This is a genomic window from Gardnerella sp. 2492 (assembly GCF_050320365.1).
In the GTDB taxonomy this organism is placed as follows: domain Bacteria; phylum Actinomycetota; class Actinomycetes; order Actinomycetales; family Bifidobacteriaceae; genus Bifidobacterium.
Genome location: NZ_CP186952.1, coordinates 753,682 through 780,103, shown reverse-complemented (window position 1 = coordinate 780,103; position 26,422 = coordinate 753,682). Strand labels below are relative to the sequence as shown.

Genomic DNA, 26,422 nt, shown 5'->3' with positions numbered 1-26,422 from the left:
CGCGTAATTGGGGAGGTGTTTAGTATGGCTTTGGTATCAGGTAGATATCAGTTGCTAGGGCAACTTTTTTCAGATGATGCTGCTGTTTTTCTTGCTTCAGATACAATATCTCGTAAAAAACGTGTTCTTGTAGCATTATTTCCACTTACGCAAGATGATCGTAATAAACTGTTTTTGCGTCGAAATAGCATACTAAACGCTTTACATAAAGTACAGTATTTATCTTTTCCAAATATTGTCGATGTTGTTGAAGAAAACGGTAATGCTTATCTAGTTAGCGAGTATCTGTGCGATTCTATAGATCAATATCGAAATCATGAAATTGCAGCAATAGCTTTGCGTTCTTGTTTACTTAAAGCAGACGGATTGCAGAATATTTCTGCAAGTTCTGAGGAATTAAATGCAGATAATAATACTAAAGCCGTAAAAAATAATTACGGAGTTTTATGCAGAGCTAAGGAAACGCGTTCGGATTCAAGCAACCGTAATAGCTTACGTGCAAAGCATGGAAACACTGTTAACAAATTTACTGGATTTTTTGCTCGTAAACAAAAATCTGCACATTTATATGAATCTAATAATATTTATGCAGAAAGCGGAGAGATTCTAGCCAAGCGCACTGCTGTAGTAATTTGCTCAATGCTTGCTCTTGTTGCGTGTTTTATTATGTCACTGCATTTTTTGCGATCTTGCGGAGCAGAAAGTAGAGGAGCCGCTAATAAGACTGCTTCGAAAAATATTGCAAATAGTGAACATAGCGTACAAGCTCAAATGATTTCTGATGACAAATTATGTGCTTTAGATAATGAAGATGTAAGAACCTCTTATAGAGCATGCTTAAGAGAAATAAGAAAAACTGGCAATGCTAATAAAGTGTTTTCATATGTTGAGCGTTCGATGAATTTGCAGAAAAGTATGTTAAAAAAACATGAGATTGCTAAGATTTCTCCAGAACCGCTATTACAGCTTCTGAAATATCAGATTGCAGATAAACGTTGGGATTCTGAGGAAGAACAGTCGTTTATGAAAATTATGGCTGACTATGAGCCATTAATGCGAAAGAATGCTGACGGTTGGACGCGCTTTACTTATGCAGTTGGCCAAGCCTACTGGTATTACTTCGCTGGATTTTCTGGTGAAGTATTGGATGAGGAAAGACAGTCAAGAATTAATGTTGCTTCCGTATGGATGGAGGAAGCAAAAAATAGTGAAAAAGATTCTACTGCTGCAGAAGATATTAAATCAAAAATAACACTGTATTGCGAAGTGGCAGATTTATATTCGCTACTTAATAATACGGATAGTAATAATAACTCCTCATACTATGTAGATTATATTGAAAAAATTAGCTCACTTCTTAAATTATCGGAAGAAAATAATAACGATATGATTCGTTTAGATTCCAGCGAACTTGTTATGGAATCTGTGCAATCTTGGGCACCTGCATTTAAGTGGAGTGGAATTAGTTCACAAAAAGTTTTGGAATTAGTGAATAACGCAGTAAGCTGCGCTCGCGAAACAAATGTAACAAATGAAGAATGTATGAAACGAAAGCAGCATATTTTGGATATAGAAAATGCTGTTAAACAGTATGTACAAACTACACTAACTTAACTTTTAATAATTAAAAAATTGGGGATATAAAACGAGCAAATATGTAAAAAAATAAGATATTTGTTCGAATAAAAAAGGGGGAATCATGGTTTCAAATAACAAATGCAAGCAGTCTAATAATAGACGAAATCAGCATATGCAAAGAAAGCAAAGTGAGTGTAAAAAGAACATAATTATGCTCACAATGCGAATGCTAGTATTCGTTGTTTTTGTGTCTGTTGGTTTGAGTGTGCTGTGCAATATAAATGAGCGTGGTAGTGCAAAGACTACTAGGTCTTATTCTGTTCAACAGCACACTGTTTACTCTGCGGTGAATAGAGTAAATAGAAAAGATGCAAGGAAACGCGATAAATCTAATGAAAGTCAAACTCGTAAGCCTAACGGACTTTTTGTAAAAGATGTAGTTTTAGTTTCGAATAAATCATTAGTTCATAGTGTTAACAACTACGGTTTTACAAATAAACCTATTGTTGTGCGCGTTAATATAGGAGGTTTCGATATTAACGCTGCTAAATTAATTCGTAGCGTTGAAGTGAGTATGAAAACTTATCGTGTTTCTCGAAATGGAGAAAAGCTGGTAAGCAACGGTATGTTGAAAGAAAGTACTAATTTTTACTACCAAAGTAATCCTTTAGCTGGCTTTGCTGTTGTACCGCTTAATCGTGAAACAATATATGATTTTGATACAATCTCAATTAAAGTTGATACATTGTATAAAAATTCGCGGAAAAACCAAGAAAATAAGCAGATTTTATCGTTAAAGTCGCTTGACGAAGTAAATAAGAATTTAGTTAAATCTGTATCGTATGTGCAAAAGCCTGTTCGCTTTGTAAATCCTAAAATTAATTTTATTTCCACTGACGGTACTGCTTTACCTCATATTGTTATTGTTGACTATACGGAGCCAATAATAAGCGTTAAATATGCTAATTCTGCTGCAAAGCACGACAAATACTACAGAACTTATATGCATGCTCGTATAACAATTAATGAGGCAAATTTCGCGTTCTTGCAATACTCGCATAGTGATATTCCTATTGCAATAATCATGGCAGATAATAAACCGTTTAATATTACTCCAGATAAATTCACTAACAGTTCAACTGAGAAGAATACTTGGTATACAGATGTAGATTTTAATAAAGATGCGCAATGGAAAGCAGTGTATTCTGTACAAGATTTATCAGGTAATATGTCTGAACCAATAAAAGATGAGTTTGTTATAGATACTACAGCTCCAAAAGTAGAAGTTATAGGAGTTCGTAATTCGGGATCTTATGCTGGAAAAGTAGAACCAGAAATAATTTTCAAAGATTCACTACTTGATTCTTCAAGCATAAAGTACAGTTTGCGTGCCTCAAAGCATACTGCGCTCGCAAAGCCTGTAGTAACTCAAAATGACGGAAATGTTTGTGTAAAATACGGGAATTTAAGTCGTAGTCCTGCTGATGATGATTTTTATACTTTGCAATGGAGTGCTCAAGATTTAGCTGGCAACTCTGCGCAAGGTAATTTAAGTTTTTCTGTAAACAGAGGAGGATCAATTTACAGTTTTGATTCTCCAACCACTTCGTTGAATAATCATAATGTAAAAAGCGCTCCAAGTGTTTATATTGAAGAGATTAATCCTAGTGGTTGGCGCGATGCTCCAACTGTCTCGTTAATACAAGATGGGCATTTTAAGGCTTTAGATTCTAAAGATTTTTCAGTTACAACTAATAGAGAGAATGGTTGGTATCGCAGAATTTATAAGATTCCTGCGAAAAATTTTCAGAAAAATGCGTCGTATCATGTAAGAGTTTCTTCTATAGATAATGCTGGTCATTATTCGTCGAACGATAATTTAGTAAAAAGTGGCGCAACTGATGCTAAGCCAGCATCCTTAAGTTTTTCTGTAGATTCAGCAGCTCCAACTGTAAGCATTCTCAATCTGAAAGATAATACGTCGTATCAGGAGGAAGGTGAGGGTCGTGTACTGCGAATGAATGCGAAAGATAATATGGGTTTACAATCTGTAAAGCTTAGTATAGATGGGAAGTTGGTTCGACAGTGGTCGGATAAAAATGCTTCTGCTACTTCTTTTTCTCACACTCTTAAGGCCGATGATAAGAAACATAATGTGAAGATTGAAGCTTGCGATCGCGCCGGTAATGTTACTACTTCTGAATATAAAAATATTGCCGTTTCTACTATAGATAAACGAGATAAGAAAGGTAAAAAAGGTAAGAAAGATAAGAAAGAAGATGAACAAAAAGATAAACAAAAAGATAAACAAGATAAGAACGGTGAAGACAATAAGAGTACTGATAAGAAAAGCACGCTAAAGAAAAACGCTGCAAAAAAAGAGGCAGAGAAGAAAGATGCTGCAAAGAAAGACGCTAATGAAAATAGTGAAATAAGAACTGAAGAATCTACGCAATCTGCAGATGATGGTGATAGTTCAGATAACCAAGAAACTAATAGTTCTACAGATAGTGAAGATGATTTAGTAATAAACGAAGAGCCTGTTTCTAAATCTATTTCTGCTTATCAGACGCACAAAAAATCTGCATTATCTTCAGAAGTACTTATATATGCAGGAATTGTTGTGATAGCTGTTGTAGCAGCTTTGCTAGGTGTTGGATACTATATGAAAACTAGAGGAAGGTGAATAAAAAATCTCTGCTGTTAAAGTAAAGTCTGTTGAAATAAAAAAGCCCACTGCGGTGGAATGAATGCAGTGGGCTTCGTGGAGCTAATGGTAATCGAAACCACGACCTCTTCGATGCGAACGAAGCGCTCTACCAACTGAGCTATAGCCCCAATGTGTGTCTTACGACAACTCTGCACACTGTACTACAAATCTTGTATAAAAACAATATTTCTTATAGTGCAGTGTGCTTGAGTGTCGAAATTTATTTATTTTTTCGGATTTATCAGTTATTTTGTTGCTTTATCTGATTCAGCTGCTTTAGCTGATTTAGATGTTTTCTTTGCTTTATGCGCTTTGTATAGCCCAATAAAAGTAGGAACGAGTGAAATGAGCAAAATCGCAACGATTACTAACTCAAAATTATTCTGTACGAAACTAATATTACCGAAGAAATATCCAAGAAGAGTAAACAAAGTAGACCATACAATGCCGCCAAGGATAGAGAAAGGAGTAAAACGAGACCATTTCATTCCTGAAATTCCAGAGATAAACGGCATGAAAGTGCGAATAAATGGGAAGAAACGTCCTAAGAACACCGCTAAAGGTCCCCATTTGTCAATCATTTTTTCTGTTTTAGCGACTCGATCTGGAGTTAAAGCTTTAACTTTGCCGGATTCTACAATTTTGCGACCGAAGAAATGACCAATAAAATAATTGCACTGATCACCAATAATAGGTGCTAGCCAAACTACAACAAGTAGAAGAGGCAGAGGAAGTGGACTGTGCCCAGTAGAGTCTTTTGCGGCGAAGAATCCTGATGCAAAAAGAAGTGAATCTCCCGGAAGGAATGGGAAGAAAACTACGCCTGTTTCTATAAAAATAATAAGGAAAATAAGTCCGAGTGCTGGGGCTGTGCCCATCGCAATCCAGCTGGCTATGGCCGAGCGAGGATCTTTAAGCAGGTGAAGAATAAACTGAACAAATCCCATGAAAATTCCTGTCATAAATGCGCGTGGAATGTCTGCAACATGTACGATTAAGTAAGTATTGCAACACATTCGTAGCTGTAACTGTATGTATAAGAGAGTAGCAGTCAGTATAAACGGATACATGGTTGAGTATCATGTTTTAAAATAGATAAAAAGCACGTAAATGTTGGAAGTATATTTCGTGAAACGTCTTTAAAATTATTTCAAATTTTGAGACGTTCAAAAGGAGTGAGTAAATGACAGCGAAGGGTAAGGCTGTAACCTCTGAGAATCTTGATTGTAGCGATAATGCGCATAAAGATGCGGAAAATGTAGAGAAGGATCACGCAAAAAACTCAGATATAGCGTGCGCTGACGAACATTTAGTTGCAAGTAACGACGAAGTTGCTGTTAAGAAGCAAGTAAGCGTAAAAAAATCAAAAAAAGATGTGTATGAAAGCTATGAAACTGAATCTTTCGAATCAGATTTGTCGATAGCGGATATTTCTAGAAAAAACGCAAGACCAAAACGTTGGGTAGTGTACTTAATTGTGTTACTAATGGCAATAGTTCTTCCTTATTGGGCTGGACGTACTCTTGCTTTGCGCAGTACTTATTCAGTTATAGATTGCTGCTCACATTTTTCTTCACAAGGTATTGTATTCATATCTTGGATGATCACAGTACTAGTGTTTACTAGCATTGCAATGGCGTTAATAGAGTCAAGCAAATGGTTTTGGAGATTGCTACTTCTTGTTTTCTTATCTTTTGAACAGTTTATTGCAGGATTATGCTTGCTTAATATGAACTTCTGGTACGGCACGTACGTTATGTACGGGTCTGCAAGCGGTCAGGCAAATGCAGCAAATTTGGGTATTATCTCTGCAGGTTCTGGCGTAATAATTTATTCGGTACTTTTTGTTGGTTTGCTTGTTCTTATACCAAAACGTTCCCGCCTAAATGTACTTACAAAAAGTTGGGCATCTTTTATTATGTTCTTCTTTATTGAAGTTATGTCTTTAATTGTTGTTTTATTTGGTGGATTTATAACAGCAATGTGAGAATCACTAGTATCAGTTGCTGCTAGTAGGTATGTATGTAGGTATGAGGAAAGTTGTGGAAAATTATTTAATTATGTTGCAGAGAGTTTTGTTCTACATGTGATGTAACATTGACGTTTGGCGTGTAACGCCCGCGGATTCAGAGCGCTACAACATAAGGTTGTGGCACCGCGCAGCGATTTAAGGAGGACGCCGTGGCATTGACGGCTGAAGATAAGCAGAACATCATCAACGAATTCGCGACTCACGAGGGTGACACGGGTTCCCCAGAAGTGCAGGTCGCATTGTTGAGCAAGCGCATTGCTGACCTTACTGAGCATTTGAAGGAGCACAAGCATGATCACCACTCTCGTCGTGGCATGATGCTCATGATTGGTGATCGTCGTCGTCTTCTTGACTACTTGAAGCGTGTTGACATCAATCGTTATCGTTCTTTGATTGAACGACTCGGCTTGCGTCGATAGTTTTGTAGCCCGGGCATAAGCTCGGGCTTCTGTATTTTTATAACTAAATACTTCTGTTATTTTATAAAGTTTCGCTTTATATTTGTGTAATTTAGCAGTAAAAATTACGTTGTGGTAAGCGCAATTATCAAGTGAAGAAAAGTATGAAAATTGGTAAGTGAGTAGCCAATCAATTATGCGAGTACGATAATAAGTGCATTAAAGTTGCATGTAAATCGCAATAAGAGTTTATAACTGAAGAAGAAAAACACATCATCGGATGTGAATATAACTGAATACGGATGATTGAAGTAACCGAAACAAAAAACACTACGAAATGAAATGTTGGCGTTTGCGCAAATGTTGCAAATGTTGCAAATAGTCGCATGGATGGTAATGATGCGAAGTCGCCAATGTTATTACGCATGTTGGTTGATTAGGTAAGTTAAGAAAAGGAGGAACCCGTGGAGGGTCCCGAAATTAAGGCTGTAGAAGCCGTTATTGATAATGGTTCATTTGGTAAGCGCACATTGCGCTTTGAAACTGGTCGACTTGCGCAACAAGCAGATGGTGCTGTTGCTGCATATTTGGATGACGATTCCATGATTTTGTCGACGACGACTGCAGGTTCTAGCCCGAAGGAAAATTACGACTTCTTCCCATTAACTGTTGATGTGGAAGAGAAGATGTATGCAGCTGGTAAGATTCCAGGATCTTTCTTCCGTCGTGAAGGACGTCCTTCTAACGAAGCGACGCTTGCATGCCGTATTATTGACCGTCCGTTACGTCCATTGTTCCCACATACTTTGCGTAACGAAGTACAAGTTGTTGAAACAATTTTGGCAATTAATCCGGATGATGCCTACGATGTTATTGCTTTGAACGCAGCTTCTGCATCTACTATGATTTCTGGTTTGCCATTTGAAGGTCCAGTTTCCGGTGTCCGTCTGGCTTTGATTGACGGCCAGTGGGTTGCATTCCCACGCTGGAGCGAGCGCGAGCGTGCAGTATTTGAAATTGTTGTGGCTGGTCGCGTTATTGAAAACGGTGATGTTGCAATCGCAATGATTGAAGCTGGTGCTGGTAAGAACGCTTGGAACTTGATCTACAATGAGGGTCAAATTAAGCCAGATGAGGAAGTTGTTGCCGGTGGTTTGGAAGCTGCTAAGCCATTTATTAAGGTTATTTGCGACGCTCAGAATGAGTTGAAGCGTATAGCAGCTAAAGAAACTAAGGAATTCCAGCTTTTCCCAGAGTATACTGACGAACTTTACGCACGTATTGACGAAATCGCGCATAAAGATTTGGATGAGGCTCTTTCAATTGCAGAAAAACTTCCACGCCAGGATCGCATTGCAGAAATTAAAGAAGGCGTGCGTGCTGCAATAGCCGAAGAGTTCACTGATATGGACGAAGCCGAAAAGGAAAAGGAACTTGGCAACGCATTTAAGGAATTGCAGCGTCAGATCGTTCGTCGTCGCATTTTGACTGAAGACTATCGTATTGATGGTCGTGGTTTGCGCGATATTCGTACACTTTCTGCAGAAGTTGATGTTGTTCCTCGCGTTCACGGATCTGCTTTATTCCAGCGCGGTGAAACCCAGATTTTGGGCATAACTACTTTGAACATGCTTAAGATGGAGCAGCAGGTTGATGCGCTTTCTGGTCCACAAACCAAGCGTTATATGCACAACTACGAGATGCCTCCATATTCCACTGGTGAAACTGGTCGTGTAGGTTCTCCAAAGCGTCGTGAAATTGGTCACGGTGCCTTAGCAGAGAAGGCTTTGGTTCCAGTATTGCCTGGACGCGAAGAGTTCCCATACGCTATTCGTCAGGTATCTGAAGCTATTGGTTCCAACGGTTCTACTTCTATGGGTTCCGTTTGCGCTTCTACGCTTTCTTTGCTTGCAGCTGGCGTGCCTTTGAAGGCTCCAGTTGCTGGTATTGCTATGGGCTTGGTTTCTGGCGATGTTGATGGAAAGCATATCTTCAAGACTTTGACTGATATTCTCGGCGCAGAAGATGCTTTCGGAGATATGGACTTCAAGGTTGCTGGTACTTCCGAGTTCATCACTGCTTTGCAGCTCGACACTAAGCTTGATGGTATTCCAGCTGATATTTTGGCTGCCGCTTTGCAGCAGGCTCACGAAGCTCGTGCAACGATTCTTGAAGTTATTAACGAGTGCATTGATTGCCCAGCTGAGATGAGCCCGTTCGCTCCACGCATTATCACAACCACAATTCCTGTAGATAAGATCGGTGAAGTTATTGGTCCTAAGGGCAAGATGATTAACCAGATTCAGGAAGAAACTGGTGCTGAGATTGCTATTGAAGATGATGGTACAGTTTACATCTCTTCTGAAGGTGGAGAAGCTGCCGAAAAGGCGAAGGAAATCATCGATTCTATTGCAAATCCTCGCGTGCCAAAGGCTGGCGAAACTTTCACCGGTAAGGTAGTTAAGACCACTAGCTTTGGTGCTTTCGTAAATTTGACTCCTGGAACTGACGGTTTGCTTCATATTTCGCAGATTCGCAATTTAGCAAACGGCGAACGTATTGACACTGTTGAGGATGTTCTTAAAGAAGGCGATAGCGTTGAAGTTATCGTACAAAGCGTAGATGAGCGCGGAAAGATATCCTTAGCAATTCCAGGTTTTGAGAATCAAGAATCAGCTCCAGCAGATCGCAATGATCGTCGTTCTCGCGATGATCGCGGTGAGCGTTCTGATAATTCCGATCGTCGTTCTCGTTCAGATCGTGACGATCACGCTGATCGTGATGAGCGTCCTCGTCGCCGTATGCGTGACGACCGTCGTGAAGATGATCGTGATGAGCGTCCTCGCCGTCGCATGCGCGATGAACGTCGTGACGACAGATATTCTGATCGCGACAGCCGTTCTGATCGTTATGAAGATCGAAACGATGATCGCGGTGAGCGTTCGGATCGTGCTGGTCGTTATGATGACAATGATTTTGATGAGCGTCCTCGCCGCCGTTCTAGTGACGACCGTTATGACGGTCATAGAGATGACCGTTCTAATCGTTCCGATCGCGATGAGCGTCCTCGCCGTGGTTCGGGAGATCGTCGCTTGGATCGCAACCCACGTTACGCAGCTGACGATGATCATTATGACGAGTATCGCGCAGCTCGAGAAGAACGTACTGAGCGTCCTCGCCGTCGTGTTCGCCGCGATTTTGATCCATTTGAAGAGGACTAATCGCATAAAACTTATCGAAAAAGCTAAATACTAATCGATAGTTAATAATTAAATAACTTGTAGAAATGCCTTCAAATTGCGTCTGCTTTTGAGGGCATTTCTAGTAAATAATGCTTTATGCAATCTCTGCAATAAAATATTATAAAAACATAGGTTAAAATAAGAAATTTTAATTACCGTCAAAGTAGGGGTGACTTATGGTTATGCATCGTGCGTTAGGTTCATTTGATACAACTGCTATTGGTTTTGGCGAAATGCCTTTAACAATAGAAAACAATCTTGGCCATGACATGGGTATTGAAACAATTCATGCGGCTCTTGATGCAGGTTGTACGCATATTGACACAGCTTGGGCATATTACTGCTCTGGCGGCGAGGAACAAACTGGTGAAAAACTTGTTCGTGAGGCTTTAGAAAGCTGGAAGGGTGACAAATCTTCTATTCTGGTTGCTACTAAAGTCGGTCACTTCCGTAACTTTACCGACGGACGACCAACATGGGGTAAGGATGGCAAACCAGAGCATTTGATTGCGCATGCCAAAGAGTCCGCAATGGCTTTAGGAGTTGACACTATTGATCTTCTTTACTTCCACAGACCAGATCCAGAAGTTCCATACAATGAGTCTATTGAAGCAATGCAGCAGTTGCTTGATGAAGGCGTTGCTCGAGAAATCGGTATTTCTAACGCTTCTGTAGAGCAAATCGATATCGCTCGCAACATTTTAGGAGAAAAGCTAGTAGCAGTACAAAATCAATATTCTCCAGTTCATTTAGAGAATGAAGATACTTTGCAATATTGCGAAAAGCTTGGAATTGCTTTTGTTTGCTGGAGTCCTCTTGGTGGATTCCGTCACCCTTATGATGAGCATCTTTTCGATCCATTCCGCAAAGTTGCAGAAAATCATAACGTAAGTTATCAGCAAGTAGTTTTGGCTTGGGAACTCGCTAAAGGCGATCACGTATTTGTAATTCCTGGAGCACACAGACCGGCCACAATTTTAGATAGTTTGAAAGCTTCAGATTTGCAATTAAGTAATGAAGAGTTGGCTTATTTAGGCTGAAAGAAAACACTAAAATGCAAGAAACAAGCGTAACAGGTATGCCACTTCCGCATGAGGATGATAAAGGACTACCAATACCAGTAACAATCCCAGTAGCCTTAGGGTCTCGCACACAAGCAGTTTTTACTACGAGACTAGGAGGTATATCTGAAGGTTCATTTGCTTCACTTAATTTAGGTGGACGCGCAGGCGATAGCGTAGAAGCAGTCGCCAGTAATAGAGCCGCATTGCAGAGAGCTATAAAAGCAGATTTATGCTTAGTTAGCCAAGTTCATGGCAGGAACGTATTTGATGCAGACACCATAGTTGATTCATTGAATACAGGCTACGGTTTTGACGCAACAGGTTTCGCAGATTCTACATTGAGAATTAATGCGGATGCACAAGTTTCTACAGCCTGCTCGCTTGCTTTAGGAATGTTTGCTGCAGACTGTTTACCTGTTTTGCTTGCTGATGATGAAGCTGGAATTATTGCAGCAGCGCATTGCGGACGAAAAGGATTGATGGCTGGCGTGCTTGATTCTTCTGTTGACGCAATGTGTGAAAAGGGAGCTGAGCGTTCTCGCATAACAGCAGTGCTCGGTCCATGCATTTGCGGAAATTGTTACGAAGTTGGTGATGAAATAGCACGAGACTTTGAAAAAAGATATCCGCAAACTGTAACACAAACGCGTTTTGGTGGAATCGGTATTGATATTGCTGAAGCTGCGAGAATAGATTTAGCGCTCGCAGGAGTAGCGAATATTGTTGATGCTTTACCGCGAGTTACAGCTGCAACGCAATATTTATCTGAAGATGAGGAATTGCGAACAATTTGCGAAGTAGATGGAGAGGGACAATCTTTATCCAATCGTATGCGTGAATTGCAGAATGCAATGTGTACTCTTGAAAATCCACTCTGGTATTCTCATCGGCGCGCTAGTTTAGCTGGAAAATCTCACGAGGGTAGACTTCTTGCTCTTGTGTATAAAATCGATAAAAACTAGCGCAATATACATAAAGCATGACACAATAGTAAGTAGTGTGTTTTTTGAAGGGAGCAGGTTAGGTGAGTGAGAGACAAACCGTGCAGCGCTGGATGATTACCGTGGGCGGAGTAGAGCAAGCACGAGTAGGTGCTGGTGAGTCAGTAGAAATAGGTAGAAAGCCTATACGTCCTTTGCGCGAAGATGGTTTCAAGCGCATAGACATAGTAGATAACAAGCGTTCTATGTCTAAGCGTCACGCACTACTTATTGTAGATAAAAAGGGAGTTGCGACTATACGCGATCTTGATTCTACAAACGGCACTTACGTAGTTGGCAATAATGGTAATTTGATGCGTTTGGAATCAGGAGTGGACTTCCATCTTCCAGATACTCTTATGCGAATGCAATTCGGTGATGTTCCTATAGATTTCGTACGTATCGAAGAAGATGCTGATTCTGGAGAGCATGTAAAAGATTTGTTCTCCTATGCTACTGATTCAGCGCGTAAGGAACCGGATGCTTCTGATCTTTCTGTAGATCAAATACTTGATTTGCGAGCTGGAGAACCTACGGGAATATTCCACGCGCAGTCTGTTTCTCAGCCGGGATTGTCGTGGAATCATAATAATGGTGCAGATTCTGCAGTAAATGCGGCATTGAATTCTGGAGCTTTATTAGAAAATAATAATGTAACTCTTCCTGTAGTTATGGAACAGAAAGAGGAACCTGTTGAGCCTCGTAATCTTTTTGATGATGCTCAAGCTGAGATTTCTCAGGATAAGTCAGAGCATACTGAATCTGTTGAAAACACTTACAGTAATCAGAATGATAACGTGGAAGATGAGCATATGATGCAAGCAGCAATGTTTGCTAATTCTGCAATATCTCAGTCTGAATCTTTGTACGGTCAAAATGATGACAATCAGTATGAAGGAGATAATAATTCTGAAGTAAATACTGAAACGGGTTCTGAAGTAAACGCTGAAGTAAATGCAGAAACTACTCCGGAAGCAAACGCACAAGTAAGTGACGAACAAGTTGAGCTAGAAGCGCAAATGTCTCAGGCATATCCAGTATCTCAAATATCTCCGGAATCTGTAGAAATTGCAGAAATTGCTGAAACTGCAGAAACCGCAGGAATCGTTGATAGTGAAGATATTGATACAGCTTATAAACCAGCTTTTGAACCAGGATCTGTATTTGATAAAGTTTCAAAAGGCGAGTTTGATACTCATCAAGATTTAGTTGAAGCAGGAGGATTTACTTCTGAAGAAGCTAAAAATAGTGCAGATTTTTCGGAACAGTTTGAGATGGCAAAATATCGCGAACTACTTCCATTCCTTGCAGAAAATACAGGATTATACGATGATTTGTATGCTTGGCTAGCAGCTTCCGGTAACAGTGATGTAGAAAAAGCATTAGCCCACAATGAGGGATATAGTGCTTACCGTAAAGCTATAGGCCAGTGATTCGTGGATATTATTAAAACTAGACGATTACAAGTGACGATGAGTGCAACAAAGTGAGAGAATCAGTATGAGCAATATTAATGGTATGAACGAAGCAAAAGATTTGAATAATTCTCCACAAGATTTGCAGGATAGAAATGCTTCGCCAACAGAACGCAGTGTATTTCTAAGCAGGGATGAGTCTAACAGGCAGTCAGTGTCTGCCGCTAGAGCTGAAGCGTTGCAGCGCATACAAGAGTGGCGTAAACAGTACCAGTTGCAACTTACGCCTTCTCCGCTAGAAGATATTACAAAACTGCAGGCACAGTTGGAATTAACTCACGCTCATCCATCTGGTATAGCTCAGCTTTTTGCAAGCGGAAAAGTGACATTAAAAGCGTTATTCAGAGATGCTGGAATGTTGCGAGCTGCAGGAAGAAGACTTGAGAGAGTTTTTGAAGATAGAGATGCAAAAGCGCATGAAAGCGGCGTTTCTGAACTATCGCTTGTGGTTGGCGTAGCTTCTTGGAATGGAAATCACGTTCCTGTACTTACGTATCCAGTGCACGTAGTAAGAGATACTGCAAAAGATGAGACTGCTGCAACAATCTGCTTCTCTGGCAACGTTGGTCTTAACCATTCGCTTGTAGTAAGGCTAAAAGAGCGTGGAATTGATTTGCGAGAAGAAGTACTTTTTGACGGCTCTAATTACGAAAGTGGAACGCCAGAAACTTCAGTAGTTTTTGAAGCAATCTGCCAGCAGGCTCGTCGTGCGTTCCCAGATTTTGATATTGAAAGAGATATTATTCTCGGCTGCTTTACAGACGCAGGTTCAAGATTCCTTTCAGAAAGTGACAAAATTTTTGAAGCGTTACAAGCTGGAAGTGTAGGTAACACAGTAATTGACGCTTTAGCTGGTGATGAGTACGCTGCAAATGAACTTAAGGCGGAAAATAAACAAGAATACAGCCCGTTCGATGCGGATCCTCACAATGAGTACGAAGTCGGAGATGTTGATAACAGTGTGCGTTACGCCGCGGATCTTGTTGCAAAAGGAACTTCGCTTTTTATTGATGTTGATGCAGGATCGGATTCCACTAATGTTGCTAGTGCAATAGCATCACATTCGGCTCTTCTCGGACGTTCTGTGCTTTACGTGCCAAATGTTATAGAACAGCAACGCAGATTTAGGCGTACTTTAAGCGATAACGAAATTTCTTCTCTTTCTCTTGACGTATCTGACGGTCATGCTGCAAAACATATTGATTCACAGCTTATTGCTGCAGTAGGTGCGCGGCAAAGTGTAGCAACATCTCGTTTTGAGCAGGTTGCTGATGAGCTTGTAGGAGTTCGCTCTCGATTAACAAGATACCTTGGTGATTTGCATGGAGTAAATGAGAGCTGGGGTGTTTCCGCATACCAGACTATGCAAAATTTGGCTGCTATTGCAATGCTCCCTTCACATCCTTCTACTCATGTGCGTTTAGATGTTGACGCTGCTAGGTCTCTTGCTAATGATCTTGACAAGTGGGTACAAAAACTTCATGAAGCTGATGAGCTTGGTGAGTTTACGGTTCAGCCTGATGATACACCTTGGTTTGGTGCGTCTGTTTTTGATGAAGGCGAAGCTGTAGCAGTTTATCAGCGTGTAGTTGATTTGCTTCTTAAACTTCTTCCTGCAACTAGAGAACAAGTAAAAACTACTGTACAAAGCTGTGGATTCCCAGTTCCTTCTACTGCTCGGGAATGGGGAAGGCAGGTTAGTGTACTTAAAAATTTGCGTAGAGTTCTGGACGTTTTCCAGCCTGAAATTTTTGAGCGTGACTTAGACGCTATGATAGAGGCAAGCAAGCCTAAAGCTGTGCGAAAAGCTGAGGGTACTGTTATGGGCTTCTGGCAGCGTAGACATTACGTTAAAGAAGCTCGTAATATGCTACGAGTTGGAGCAAAAGTCGACGATCTTCATGAAGCACTGAAAATCGTGTCACAGCAGGCAGATCAATGGCGCATGTTCGTACCTCATGGAGGCTGGCCTGTACTACCACCAAAATTAGACGAAATAGTTAGCACTCAAGAAATGCTTGCTCGTCACCTTGTAGCACTTGATACAGTACTTGCAACTACAAAACTTGGTGCAGATCTTGAAAATATTGAGTTTGCTCAACTCGATAACCGTTTGCAAGACCTACATGATGATCGCGCTGCTTTAGATACTTTACCTGGACGCTGCAAGCTCGAAAGTGAGTTTAAGAGCGTCGGTTTATCTGATTTAGTAAACGATTTGCGTCATCGTAAAGTAACTGGTGAAGCATTGGACGGAGAAATTCACTTAGCATGGTGGACTACTGTTTTTGAAGATATCGTTAGTTCTTCAGCGATTATTTCTAATCAAGATGGTTCTGCTTTACAAGATGCTTCTGACCGTTTCGTACAAGTCGATACTGAGCATGTTCGTTCTGTTGGTCCTATGATTCAACAGGAAAGCATGAAGAAACTTTGTGATTTGCTATTTTCGCGTACACAAGAAGCTAATCAGCTTCATACTATGCTCGCAAGTAACAGAGCTGGTATTACTCTTAAAAATCTACTTAAAAATCACAAAGATATTGTGTTAGCAGCTAAGCCAATTCTTGTTGCTATGCCGTCTACTCTTGTAATGCTCACATCGTGCAGTCCAATTGTTGACACGGTTATAATAGATGCAGCAGAACATATGAATAATCTTGAGCTTCTTTCTATTCTTGCGCGCGCTAAGCAAGTAGTTGTGTTAGCTCATAAAAAGACTGTTAGCTCGCAAAGTTTAAATGCGCTGATTAATATTCTTCCGAATGTTACAGTAGAATCTCGAGCATCGAGGCGTTCGCTGCGTTTAGCTAATTTCCTTGAAGAACACGGATATGGTTTACTTCGACACGATATTCCTGTTGAGCGTTTGCAAGGAAAAGTTCGTTTGCATCAGATTGAAGCTACTGGTGTGCCAGTAATGTCAACTGGTTTGATTGAAAGTAGTCAACGAGAAATAGATGAAGTTGTTTCACTCATTGAACAACGTGCGAAAACTTTCACCGTGGTTCCATCAAGCTACGTTCTTGCAGTAGTAACACTTACAAACGTGTTCCGTAGTCGACTAGGAGCAGAGTTAAAGTCTCTTGCTATTAAAGATGACAACATGGCTCGCTTCTTACGCCATGTGCGACTAGTGAGCATTCATGAGGCTCCAGGAGCTGTAGCAACTGATGTAATACTTTCACTTTGCTACGCAAAAACATCTCACGGAAGACTTTTGCAACAGTTTGGCATTTTGGAAGAAGAAGGCGGCAGTGGAATGCTTCTTGACGCTTTGGCTTTAGCTAAACGTCACTTGGATATTGTATGTGCCTTTACTTCTAAAGATATGGAAGATGACAGAATTCATCAGGAAGGTCCAAAACTTCTTAAAGAATTGCTTATTTGGGCAGAACAGCTTGGTGATGATCCTCTTAGACCAGAAGATGAAGAAGGATTTGCTGCAGTAACTGCTAAAGCTGAAGCCGCAGCTGTAGGAAACGTTCTGTTCTCAGATCTAGCGGAACGTATACGCGCTCGCGGATTGAAAGTTGCGTTAAATTACGGTTTTGATCGTGGACTTCGTATACCGCTGGCCGTTGGTCTTTCAAATAAACCTTTTGCTGTAGCGATTTTGACTGACGATGCGCAGTTTATGAGCGTGCAATCTACTCGTGAACGTCACCGCATAATGGTTCAGGATTTGGAATCACTCGGATGGTCTGTTATGAACGTGTGGAGTGTTGGAGCATTCGTAAATCCTGAAAAAGAAGTAGATCGAGTAGTTTCTAGACTCGGAGAGCTTTACGGTGACGAGCAGTGAGTGGTTATAATCCAAATCGACGTTCACCTCGCGAACATACTCGCGTAGTGCGCAAAGGTTCTGAACGTTTCGACGCAGATGGCGTAAAGCTCGAGCCTTCCGATATGCAAACTGTTGAGCAAAAACAGAGTGATGACGATAATCGAATATTAGGCGAACTACCTCCTCACTGGGCTGTGTTTTCTGAGCGAGGAAGATAATTCTGTACTTGAGTATTGAGTGGAAAGCTGATTTTTAATATTGCTTTTACTCTCGTATTGCAACTATAGATAGCGAACTGTTTATTGCTTGCGCATTTAGCACTTTAAGAGCATCTTTAGCTGGCATAGCAAGAGTTGCTTGACTATGATGCTGCTGGTAGCTTATTGAAACTACAAGAGCGTGACGTATTGTTTCAACATACCTTTCGTCTATGCTGTTGCTTTCGTCATCCATGCTTTGATTATCTTCCTCATGCTCTTTAAAATCGTCGTCTTGATCATCCTCAGTATTGCCGTTTTTTGCTTGAGATGTATCTGTAGTTACTTTGCTAAAAGCAATAGTTATACGTTTTCCAGGTACAAGAGAGTGATCTGCGCTCGCCAAATTTAAGTCAAGTGCTGTAAATCCTTTCGGTATTTTTGGAGATCTACTTGTGGTGTTTCTAAAAAGCGGCATCCCAGATTTAATATCGCAAGTTGCTACCAAATCCTTATAGCTATCTTTTTCGGAAAGAACATTATTAAAAACGGAGTGTTGTGGTACTTGTACATACTGTATGTCGCTTTTACTTATGTGTTCTCCCTGTGCAATATGACGAATTGCAATTGGTATAGTTTGTGTAGCTTGAGAAGAGATAATAGTTGAGATAACAAGTAAACTCATAATTCCTGCACAAAATACGATAATTATTTTGCGAAGAAAGGCACGTTGCCGTCTACGCGCAAGTCCATTTGTTTTCAGAGGACTAGTTTCTGCTGTAAATAAAGAAAAATTCATACTCATGCAAGCATCTTCTCGTATGTTTCGAGCTATTGCAATAAAAAATATGCATTGTGGATACAGGGTATTTATACTAAAAAACGCTTATATTGCAATCCTTTTGCGGATCAATATAAGCGTTCTTAAAAAAATTATTTTTTATTACTTATTTTTATTATTTATCAGTGCGATAGAATCCACTACCTTTGAAATTAATAGGAGGTGCTGAATAAATCTTACGCACTGTTTCTTTGCCGCATTGTGGGCAAATAGTAATAGGGTCATCTGAAAAATCCTGATGTTCCGAAAAATCGTATCCACACTGCTTGCAACGGTAATGATAAGTAGGCAACGGTTCCTCCGATATGCATTTATAATCAAAAAATCAGTTACGACTTTGCGAAATGTTTTAACTAACAAAAGCAAAATCTGTAAGTATTAGTAACTTTCTATTCCTTCAAATATCCTAGTCAATAATAAGACAGCTTATACGTTCGGCACGCTTAAAGATGATATAAATTGCGACACGCCGATTCCTATTACAGCTTGCACATCCCGCTCACTACTTATATTTGTATCTATGGGTTATGAATCGGTCAGTGCTTTGCTTGTGTTGATCATCCTCGTAGCCTTATGGTTTGGGTGGTTGCCTAAGCACACGGTTAATGGTATGAAAAGCATACTTGAACATCGCGAGGATAGGTACTCGCCTTCACTGCATCTTGTTGATGAGTGGAGTGCCACTCGCGTGTGTGATGGAACCAGGACTACGGCGAAAGGGGTTGATATGCAACCTACTGAGCAAAAAACAGAGCGTAAACAAAGATTTACAAAAGAGTATATAAATCATATTCGTAGTTTAAGGCGTGCTGCTGTGCGCCGTCGTTGCATGCTTGTGTTGGCTTTATCAGTTCTAACTTTTCTCGTTGCCTTGGTTGGTTTTGGAGGATTGTATTCTCCAGCTTTTGCGCTTATACCGTTAGCATTTTTAGCGATTGTGTTGGTTTGTGGCGCTCGTGCTTCTAAACATGCTCGTGCTTGGGAAGCGCGCGTGGCAAGTATGCGAAAAAAAGACGCTGATGGTGTAGTAACAGCAAATGTTACTAATGTTAGTGAGCAAGTTATAACCAAGAATGATGATCGTTTTGGCATGGTTAATAGCTTTGTGAACACGGTAAAAGCTATTACTGCTGGTGCTTCTGATTTTATTGATGCAAAGAAATCTGAATACGGCAAGACTATTAATAAAACTAATTCCGTAAAAGAAAATCGCGAAGATTACAGTAGTGGAAATACTGGCTACCATAATGCTTCATACGAAAATTCTTCTTATAGCAATCAGAATTATGTGCAAGATTGCCAAGCAGTAAGAGACAGCACAGAAACTTCTATTATGGAAGCGCGTGAGATTCGCGTTGCGTTGCGTCGCACTATGAAAGATCGCGAAGAAGCGCTTCGTAAGCGTGGACTTTCTATGCGTAGCGATGAAAATATGGAAGTAATTGACGTTGCTGACGCGGCAAAATCAAATGAAGTGCCTGTTTCTAATCTTTCTACTTCTGAGTCTAATGATTCTTCGTCGTTGAAGGATTCTACTCAGAGTAGTAATAAAGATGAGGTTGAGCAGGTTGAGCAGACTAAGAATGTTGAGCAGTCTGAGAAGACTTCATATGATGACTCAACTAACGAGATTAGTGAAGTTAGAGCTTCTAAAGCTTTAGACGCGTTTAATTTAGCAGCTTCTGCGCAATCTGAAAAGCAGGATTTAATATCTTTCTCTCTGGGTTCAAAGTCCTCCACCAATTCTTCTAAATCTGCTGAAAATTCAGAGAAAACAGAAAAATCAGCAGCAAGTAGTGCTCCAGAAAGCTTAGAAATTAAGTCAACTAAGCAAGTTGCAAAAGCTGTTCCTAGTAAGCCTGTAGCTGTGTCTGCAGCTAGTTCTGCAGATAAGTCCGTAGAAGAGTTCCATAATAGCGAAAAACAAGCTAAGGTTGAGGCTCCAGATAGTTCTGCAGATTCGCTCGGAGTTGCCAATTTACGTGAGGTTTTAGCAAGCCGCCGCAGGTAGCGTAAATAAATAATATAAATTTCTTAATAAAAAATTAGCACTCTAGTTGGCAGAGTGCTAATTTCGCGGTACCATGAGACACAGAGCGTAAATATGAAGTAGATGTGATCGTCAGCCTCATCGAGTTTGTGTTTGCGCGAATGGATTAATCTCTCGTAAGAAAGAGGTGGCGACAGTGTCGATTAAACTCACACCGTTGGAAGATAAGATTATTGTTAAGCAGGCTCAGGCGGAGACCCAAACTGCTTCCGGTTTGTATATTCCAGACAATGCCAAGGAAAAGCCACAGCAGGGCGAAGTTCTTGCTGTAGGACCAGGTCGTCGCGACGACAAGGGCGAACGAATTCCTATGGATGTTAAAGTCGGCGATAAAGTTCTTTACTCCAAGTACGGCGGAACAGAAGTGCACTATGAAGGTGAAGATTATTTGATCGTCTCTTCGCGTGATGTGCTCGCTATTCTTGGCTAATTAAAATAGTTTTGTTAGTTGCCTTTTCGCTTTCTTTTCGCTTTCTATTTAAGATAGTTGTTTAGGCTGCGAACGTTAACTTATTACGCTGGAAATTACGATAATGTAGTTTCCAGCGTTTTCTTTATGCGATGCGCTTTATTTATTACACGATTCGTGAGTATCATAGAGAAGTATGACATACAAACACAGAAGCGTAATAGATACTATCCCTAGTTATAAGCAGGGTCGTCCGGCTCCTAAATTAGATGGTATTCGCGCATATAAAATCTCAAGTAATGAAAATCCATTCGAACCATTAGATAGCGTTAAGCAAGCAATAAGCAAAACGGCTCTTAATACTATTAATCGATATCCAAATATGCGCGGTATAGATGTAGTTGAGCGCATAGCTAAACTCTATAGCGTTACTCCTGACGAGGTAGTACTTGGCTGTGGATCTACCGAAGTTATTACTCAGCTTGTAAATTTGGTTGCTGGTCCTGGCGACGAAGTCGTGTATCCGTGGAGAAGTTTTGAAGCATACCCGATTATTGTATCTGGCTCAGGCGCTACGAGTGTTAAGGTTCCAAATCTTGCAGATGGTTCGCATAATATTGATGGAATTATCAATGCTGTAAATGAGCACACGAAGCTTGTTATTCTAAATAATCCAAATAATCCAACTTCCAATGCTCTTAGCGATGCAGATGCTCGCAGAGTGCTTGAAGCGGTACCAAAAGATGTACTTGTTCTTATGGATGAAGCTTATGTACAGTTCAACACTTCAAAAGGCACAGCTGACGGCATAAAACTGTATAAAGAGTATCCAAACGTTGTAGTTGCACAGACATTCTCTAAAGCTTATGGATTAGCAGGATTGCGTATCGGTTACGCTGTTGCAAATGCTGAAGTTGTAGAAGGTATGCGTAAAGTTGCTGTTCCGTTTGGTGTAAGCCAGATTGCGCAGGTTGCGGCTTTGGCGTCTTTGGAAGAAGATGCTACTTGCGAGATGCATAAGCGTGTAGATGCAATTGTTGGCGAGAGAGAGCGTGTAGTTAAGTCCTTGCGAGAGCAGGGGTGGAATATTGCTGATCCTTACGCAAACTTCTTCTGGATGCCTTTCGGCGCAGATACTGAGCGTGCAAATGAGTATTTCGTGCAGTCTGGATTATCTGTTCGAGCATTTCCTGGAGACGGTATTCGTATTTCTCTAGGAGAAGTTGAGGCGAATGATCGAGTAATTAAAGTGTGCCAAAAACTGAAAAATGACGGTTTTTCGCTAAAATAATTAAATTATTTTTCAAGGGATTGTTGAAAATAGTGGGTTTATGTGCGTCTATCGGCGTGTCTTAGACTTGCATTAGTCGCGTTCTCGTGGCAAAATAACAAAGTTGCCGTTTGAAGTTCACTTCTTACGGAGACTGCTGGCGGGTTTCCCAAGTGGTCAAAGGGAGCTGACTGTAAATCAGCCGCTTCGTGCTTCAGTGGTTCGAATCCACTACCCGCCACGCCTCGATAGCTCAGTGGTAGAGCACTTCCTTGGTAAGGAAGAGGTCGTGAGTCCGATTCTCACTCGAGGCTCTCTGGCGGGGTAGCTCAGCTGGCTAGAGCGTACGACTCATAATCGTAAGGTCAAGAGTTCGAGTCTCTTCCTCGCTACAACGGCCAGTAGGAGACTGGCTGGCCAACAATGAATTGTAGAGGTGAACGAAATGGCAAGCAAGAGCGCCGATATCCGTCCGGGCATTACGATGGCATGCACGGAGTGCAAGGAGCGTAATTACATCACGACGAAGAATCGTCGTAATACGCCGGATCGTCTTGAGTTGAATAAGTTCTGCCCACGTTGCGGTAAGCATACGCTTCATCGCGAGACCCGCTGAAACTTTCAGCTTACTGCGTAGAGCTTAAACCGCTTCAGTTATATTTCTAGTTAGGCGGTTCGCAGATAGAAACTTATTACCCCGCTTTGTGCGGGGTTTTTGTTATTTAGTGCTGTTAGGATTGAATCCATGGCTATGCAAGAATCTTCTGGTAAGAATCCAACTTTTGCAGATTTAACAACTATTGGTGTCGGCGGTAGTATTGCGCATTTTGTGGAACCAACAAGTAGAGTCGCAGTAATTGAAGCAGTAGAATCAGCAGATGAATCTGGTTTACCATTATGCGTTATTGGCGGTGGCTCTAATATGCTCGTCAGTGATGATTCGTTTAACGGAGTAGTAGTAAGAGATGCTCGCAGAAATATAAGCGTATTAGACGAAGCGTTACCTGCAGAAGACAGAATTGATGCAAAAACTGGTGCTTATATTGTGGAAGTTAATGCGGAAGCTGGATGCAATTGGGATGATTTTGTATCTCACACAATAGAACTTGGTTTAGAGGGAGTTGAAGGGCTTTCTGGAGTGCCAGGAACTGTTGGTGCGTCTGTGGTGCAGAATATTGGTGCATATGGCCAAGAAGTGTCTCAAAGTGTTGTTTCTGTGGAAGTTTGGGATCGTAAATCAAAAGTTACGTGCGAAATGTCTAGTGAAGATCTCAAATTTGGATACCGCACTTCGAGTCTTAAACAGAGTATGTATAAGACACCTGGTGTGCCAAATAATGAGTATTTTCCTACACCGCGCTACATTGTGTTATCAGTAACATTCCGTCTGCGTCATAGTCAAATGGGCACAGTGGCACACAGTCAACTTGCGCGAGCGTTAGGAGTAGAAGTAGGCTCACGAATGAGTACAAATTCAATCCGTCGTGAAGTTTTGCGTGTTAGAGCTTCAAAAGGAATGCTAGAAGATGCTACTCGTTATGAAAATGAATATATGCGTGGTGCTAAAAGTAAGTTGGGTGTAGAAAACGCTATTAAACTTCAAGAAGAGGATTATGTAACTGGTGTATGGCATGAGGGTGATGATATTTATAGTGATCGTCACAGTTGCGGCAGCTTCTTTATGAATCCAATACTTAGTGCTGCTGAAGCCGATGCTTTACCAGAAGATGCTCCAAAATTTGATGCAATAACGCAAGATGGTTCTCATGGAATAAAAACTTCTGCAGCTTGGCTTATCGACCACGCCGGATTCCATAAAGGATTTAGGCTTGAATCTGATGAGGATGATGCTAGTTGTCAAAAACACGTCTGTGGTGTTTCTCCTGCAGGATTATCTTCGTTGCACACTTTGGCTTTAACAAATAGATCGTGTGCGTCTGCAAAAGATATAGAAAATTTAGCAAATATAATTATTTTCGGAGTTAAGCGAGTTTTTAACGTAACATTAGTGCCAGAACCCGTAATAATAGGTATGCAATTAAACATAAAAAAGGATAATACAAAATAATTTAAAGTTAAATACTTAATATTTTTCTGATAATTTTCGTATAATTAGTTGTATATTTACGGTTATCACAGTAGTATGCATATTTAATATCGTAAAAATTACGGCACGGGCGCTACTTTGGTGCCCGTGTTTGTATTTTTCGGTTAATCTTATTAAAAACCCTATATACCACTTATCCTTAACGAAAGTGCAAGCTTATGCAAATATTAAGAAAAAAGTCTGTTGAACAGACTATCGCAGAGACGATGGATGGCGATCGTCATCTGAAACGAACTTTAAACGCTTGGGATCTGGCAGTTATGGGTGTTGCTGTTGCTGTTGGTGCCGGTATCTTCTCGGTTGGTGCACAAGCAGCTGCGTTCCATGCAGGTCCTGCTGTAATTATTAGCTTTATTATTGCAGGTATTGTGTGTGGCGCTGCAGCAATGTGCTATGCGGAATTTGCTTCAATGATTCCGGTAGCTGGATCTGCTTATACCTTCACTTACACTACAGTTGGCGAGCTTATTGCATGGATTATCGGCTGGGATATGATCCTGGAAATGCTGATGGCCGGCTCAGTAATCGCAAAATACTGGGGTGTTTATCTTAACGATTTAATGAAGCTATTTGGATTAAATATGACTACCAGTTTTAATTTAGGTGGTTTTACTATTGATCTGGCTCCAATCATAATCGTTGCATTCTTTACAACTATGCTTGTTATCGGCACCAAGCTTTCTGCACGCTTCGACGGCGCTTTAACAATCTTGAAGATTGGTATTGTTCTGTTCGTGGTTGTTGTGGGCTTCTTCTACATTAAAGCTTCTAACTTCACTCCATTCGTGCCTCCAGCTCAAGATCCAGCCAGTGTTAAGGGAATAGAAGTTTCTGGTGTTATGAGCCAGCCTTTGTGGCAGTGGATAACTGGAATGCAGCCAGCTGTTTATGGCATTCCAGGTATTCTTTCTGGTGCTGCACTCGTGTTCTTTGCATTCATTGGTTTTGATGTAGTCGCTACTACTGCAGAAGAAACTAAAGATCCGCATAAGAACATTCCACGAGGTATCGGCCTTGGTTTGTTTATTGTTACTGTTCTTTACATTCTCGTCGCAGTCGTAACAACCGGTATGGTTTCCTACAAAGATTTAGCAAATCAGCCTTCTCCATCGCTTTCAACAAGCTTCGAACTTGTAGGAGCTACTTGGGCTGCAAAGATCATTTCCCTAGGTATTGTTATTGGTTTAACAACCGTTGTAATGGTTCTTCTGCTTGGTCTTACTCGTATTATTTTCGCCGTAAGTCGTGATGGTTTGCTTCCACGCAGCTTCTCTAAGGTAAGTAAGCGTGGTATTCCTGCAAGACTTCAGATTGCTTCTGGTATTGTTGTGGCAGTTGTTGCTTCCACTCTCGATATTGGCATTCTTTCAGATATGGTGAATATTGGTACGCTTTCTGCATTCTTGCTTGTTTCTGCAGGAGTTCCGATTATGCGTATGCGTAGGCCTGATTTGCACCGTTCGTTCAGCGTTCCAGGCAATCCGTGGCTTCCGCTGTTTGCAGCACTTTCCACATTCTGGCTCATGCTTAACTTGTCGGTATTGACTTGGATTCGTTTTGCAGTGTGGCTGGCAATTGGTTTTGCTGTGTACTTCGGATACTCTTACCGCAATTCCCTGCTTGGTAGGCAAATACGAAAAGCTAAGCAACTTGGTGTTCCTGTAGAAACATTGTTTGCTCAAGATGCTGCCGCTGCAGAAAAGGTAGCTGAAGGAGAGACAGAAGAGCAGGCTCGTGCAGAAGTTCAAGCTGAGGTGTCTGCTGCGTCCTCGCAAAATAATCAAAATTAATAAATTATTTATTTAGCAAGAAGTCGGCATACGGTTATATTCGTATGCCGACTTTTTGTGTTATAGACTTTTAAAAAATGTTCTATAATAGGAAAGTTGCATAAAAATAAAAGCAGAAAGGAGGGCATTTATGCCATACGTTATTGCAGAACCGTGTGTTGACGTAAAAGATAAGGCATGTGTGGATGAGTGCCCAGTTGACTGCATTTATGAAGGAGATCGCACGCTTTATATAAATCCTAACGAGTGTGTTGATTGTGGAGCTTGTGAACCTGCTTGTCCTGTAGAGGCTATTTTTTACGAGGATGATGTGCCTGAAGAATGGGCATGGTATAAAGATGCTGCAGAGGACTATTTCGACAAGCTTGGTGATCTTGGCGGAGCATCAGATGCAGGACCTTCTGGTTGGGATGAAGATCGTGTTGCTGCATTGCCTAAACGTAGTAAAGAAGATAAGTAATATAGTTTCGTTCGGTGGCTTTGTTTAGTGAC

Annotated in this window: 20 protein-coding genes and 4 tRNA genes; 20 read left to right on the top strand and 4 right to left on the bottom strand. The window is 40.9% G+C overall.

Annotated features, from left to right (window positions below; translation table 11 throughout):
* The first annotated feature begins 24 nt into the window (after positions 1-24).
* Both ACPFYS_RS03015 and ACPFYS_RS03010 read left to right on the top strand, forming a co-directional pair.
* A complete protein-coding gene (locus tag ACPFYS_RS03015) occupies positions 25-1,614 on the top strand; it encodes a hypothetical protein (protein ID WP_427875852.1) in 1,590 nt (529 codons plus the stop codon).
* A gap of 85 nt (positions 1,615-1,699) precedes the next feature.
* Positions 1,700-4,264 carry a hypothetical protein gene (locus tag ACPFYS_RS03010; protein ID WP_427875851.1) on the top strand — a complete coding sequence of 855 codons (2,565 nt, stop codon included), beginning with the start codon at positions 1,700-1,702 and terminating at the stop codon, positions 4,262-4,264.
* A gap of 79 nt (positions 4,265-4,343) precedes the next feature.
* On the opposite strand, the gene ACPFYS_RS03005 is transcribed toward ACPFYS_RS03010, so the two are convergent.
* Positions 4,344-4,416: transfer RNA gene (locus ACPFYS_RS03005), tRNA-Ala, on the bottom strand.
* 117 nt (positions 4,417-4,533) lie between these two features.
* A complete protein-coding gene (locus ACPFYS_RS03000) occupies positions 4,534-5,235 on the bottom strand; it encodes a DedA family protein (protein ID WP_427877620.1) in 702 nt (233 codons plus the stop codon).
* 428 nt (positions 5,236-5,663) lie between these two features.
* Between ACPFYS_RS03000 and ACPFYS_RS02995 the strand changes: the two genes are divergently transcribed.
* From ACPFYS_RS02995 to ACPFYS_RS02960, 8 genes are all read left to right on the top strand, one after another.
* A complete protein-coding gene (locus ACPFYS_RS02995) occupies positions 5,664-6,275 on the top strand; it encodes a teichoic acid transporter (protein WP_427877618.1) in 612 nt (203 codons plus the stop codon).
* A gap of 194 nt (positions 6,276-6,469) precedes the next feature.
* Positions 6,470-6,739: a 30S ribosomal protein S15 gene (gene rpsO, locus ACPFYS_RS02990; RefSeq protein WP_427875850.1), complete on the top strand. Its 270-nt coding sequence runs from the start codon at positions 6,470-6,472 to the stop codon at positions 6,737-6,739.
* 443 nt (positions 6,740-7,182) lie between these two features.
* Complete coding sequence (locus ACPFYS_RS02985) at positions 7,183-9,939, top strand: polyribonucleotide nucleotidyltransferase (protein ID WP_427875849.1); 2,757 nt, start codon at positions 7,183-7,185, stop codon at positions 9,937-9,939.
* Positions 9,940-10,136: 197 nt separating this feature from the next.
* The gene (locus ACPFYS_RS02980; RefSeq protein ID WP_419398878.1) at positions 10,137-11,000 is read left to right on the top strand and encodes an aldo/keto reductase; all 864 of its coding nucleotides are present in this window, start codon (positions 10,137-10,139) and stop codon (positions 10,998-11,000) included.
* A 14-nt stretch (positions 11,001-11,014) separates the two neighbouring features.
* On the top strand, positions 11,015-11,986 hold the full coding sequence (locus ACPFYS_RS02975; protein WP_427875848.1) for a polyphenol oxidase family protein: 972 nt from the start codon (positions 11,015-11,017) through the stop codon (positions 11,984-11,986).
* Positions 11,987-12,048: 62 nt separating this feature from the next.
* Positions 12,049-13,437, top strand: coding sequence for an FHA domain-containing protein (locus ACPFYS_RS02970; protein ID WP_427875847.1), 1,389 nt, complete (start codon positions 12,049-12,051; stop codon positions 13,435-13,437).
* Between the two features lie 67 nt (positions 13,438-13,504).
* Positions 13,505-17,284 carry a helicase gene (locus ACPFYS_RS02965; protein WP_427875846.1) on the top strand — a complete coding sequence of 1,260 codons (3,780 nt, stop codon included), beginning with the start codon at positions 13,505-13,507 and terminating at the stop codon, positions 17,282-17,284.
* Positions 17,281-17,484: a hypothetical protein gene (locus ACPFYS_RS02960; protein ID WP_427875845.1), complete on the top strand. Its 204-nt coding sequence runs from the start codon at positions 17,281-17,283 to the stop codon at positions 17,482-17,484. The genes ACPFYS_RS02965 and ACPFYS_RS02960 overlap by 4 nt, the downstream gene beginning before the upstream one ends.
* Before the next feature lie 46 nt (positions 17,485-17,530).
* Here the strand turns inward: ACPFYS_RS02960 and ACPFYS_RS02955 are convergent, their stop codons facing one another.
* Together ACPFYS_RS02955 and ACPFYS_RS02950 are read right to left on the bottom strand one after the other, a co-directional pair.
* Positions 17,531-18,268, bottom strand: coding sequence for an SAF domain-containing protein (locus ACPFYS_RS02955; RefSeq protein WP_427875844.1), 738 nt, complete (start codon positions 18,266-18,268; stop codon positions 17,531-17,533).
* A gap of 151 nt (positions 18,269-18,419) precedes the next feature.
* Positions 18,420-18,596, bottom strand: coding sequence for an FmdB family zinc ribbon protein (locus tag ACPFYS_RS02950; RefSeq protein WP_427875843.1), 177 nt, complete (start codon positions 18,594-18,596; stop codon positions 18,420-18,422).
* A 228-nt stretch (positions 18,597-18,824) separates the two neighbouring features.
* On the opposite strand from ACPFYS_RS02950, the gene ACPFYS_RS02945 reads away from it, so the two are divergent.
* The 10 genes from ACPFYS_RS02945 (at position 18,825) to fdxA (ending at position 26,390) form a co-directional block, all read left to right on the top strand.
* A complete protein-coding gene (locus ACPFYS_RS02945) occupies positions 18,825-20,315 on the top strand; it encodes a hypothetical protein (RefSeq protein WP_427875842.1) in 1,491 nt (496 codons plus the stop codon).
* Positions 20,316-20,490: 175 nt separating this feature from the next.
* On the top strand, positions 20,491-20,784 hold the full coding sequence (groES, locus tag ACPFYS_RS02940) for a co-chaperone GroES (RefSeq protein WP_004114319.1): 294 nt from the start codon (positions 20,491-20,493) through the stop codon (positions 20,782-20,784).
* 175 nt (positions 20,785-20,959) lie between these two features.
* Positions 20,960-22,054: a histidinol-phosphate transaminase gene (hisC, locus tag ACPFYS_RS02935; protein ID WP_427875841.1), complete on the top strand. Its 1,095-nt coding sequence runs from the start codon at positions 20,960-20,962 to the stop codon at positions 22,052-22,054.
* A 138-nt stretch (positions 22,055-22,192) separates the two neighbouring features.
* Positions 22,193-22,274 (top strand) — tRNA-Tyr (locus ACPFYS_RS02930).
* Position 22,275: 1 nt separating this feature from the next.
* A tRNA-Thr gene (locus tag ACPFYS_RS02925) sits at positions 22,276-22,347 on the top strand.
* Positions 22,348-22,351: 4 nt separating this feature from the next.
* Positions 22,352-22,425 (top strand) — tRNA-Met (locus ACPFYS_RS02920).
* A 53-nt stretch (positions 22,426-22,478) separates the two neighbouring features.
* Positions 22,479-22,649, top strand: coding sequence for a 50S ribosomal protein L33 (gene rpmG, locus ACPFYS_RS02915; protein ID WP_004105548.1), 171 nt, complete (start codon positions 22,479-22,481; stop codon positions 22,647-22,649).
* A 129-nt stretch (positions 22,650-22,778) separates the two neighbouring features.
* Positions 22,779-24,101: an FAD-binding protein gene (locus ACPFYS_RS02910; protein ID WP_427875840.1), complete on the top strand. Its 1,323-nt coding sequence runs from the start codon at positions 22,779-22,781 to the stop codon at positions 24,099-24,101.
* Between the two features lie 197 nt (positions 24,102-24,298).
* Positions 24,299-25,930, top strand: coding sequence for an APC family permease (locus ACPFYS_RS02905; protein ID WP_427875839.1), 1,632 nt, complete (start codon positions 24,299-24,301; stop codon positions 25,928-25,930).
* 130 nt (positions 25,931-26,060) lie between these two features.
* Complete coding sequence (gene fdxA / locus ACPFYS_RS02900) at positions 26,061-26,390, top strand: ferredoxin (RefSeq protein WP_427875838.1); 330 nt, start codon at positions 26,061-26,063, stop codon at positions 26,388-26,390.
* Positions 26,391-26,422 lie beyond the last annotated feature (32 nt).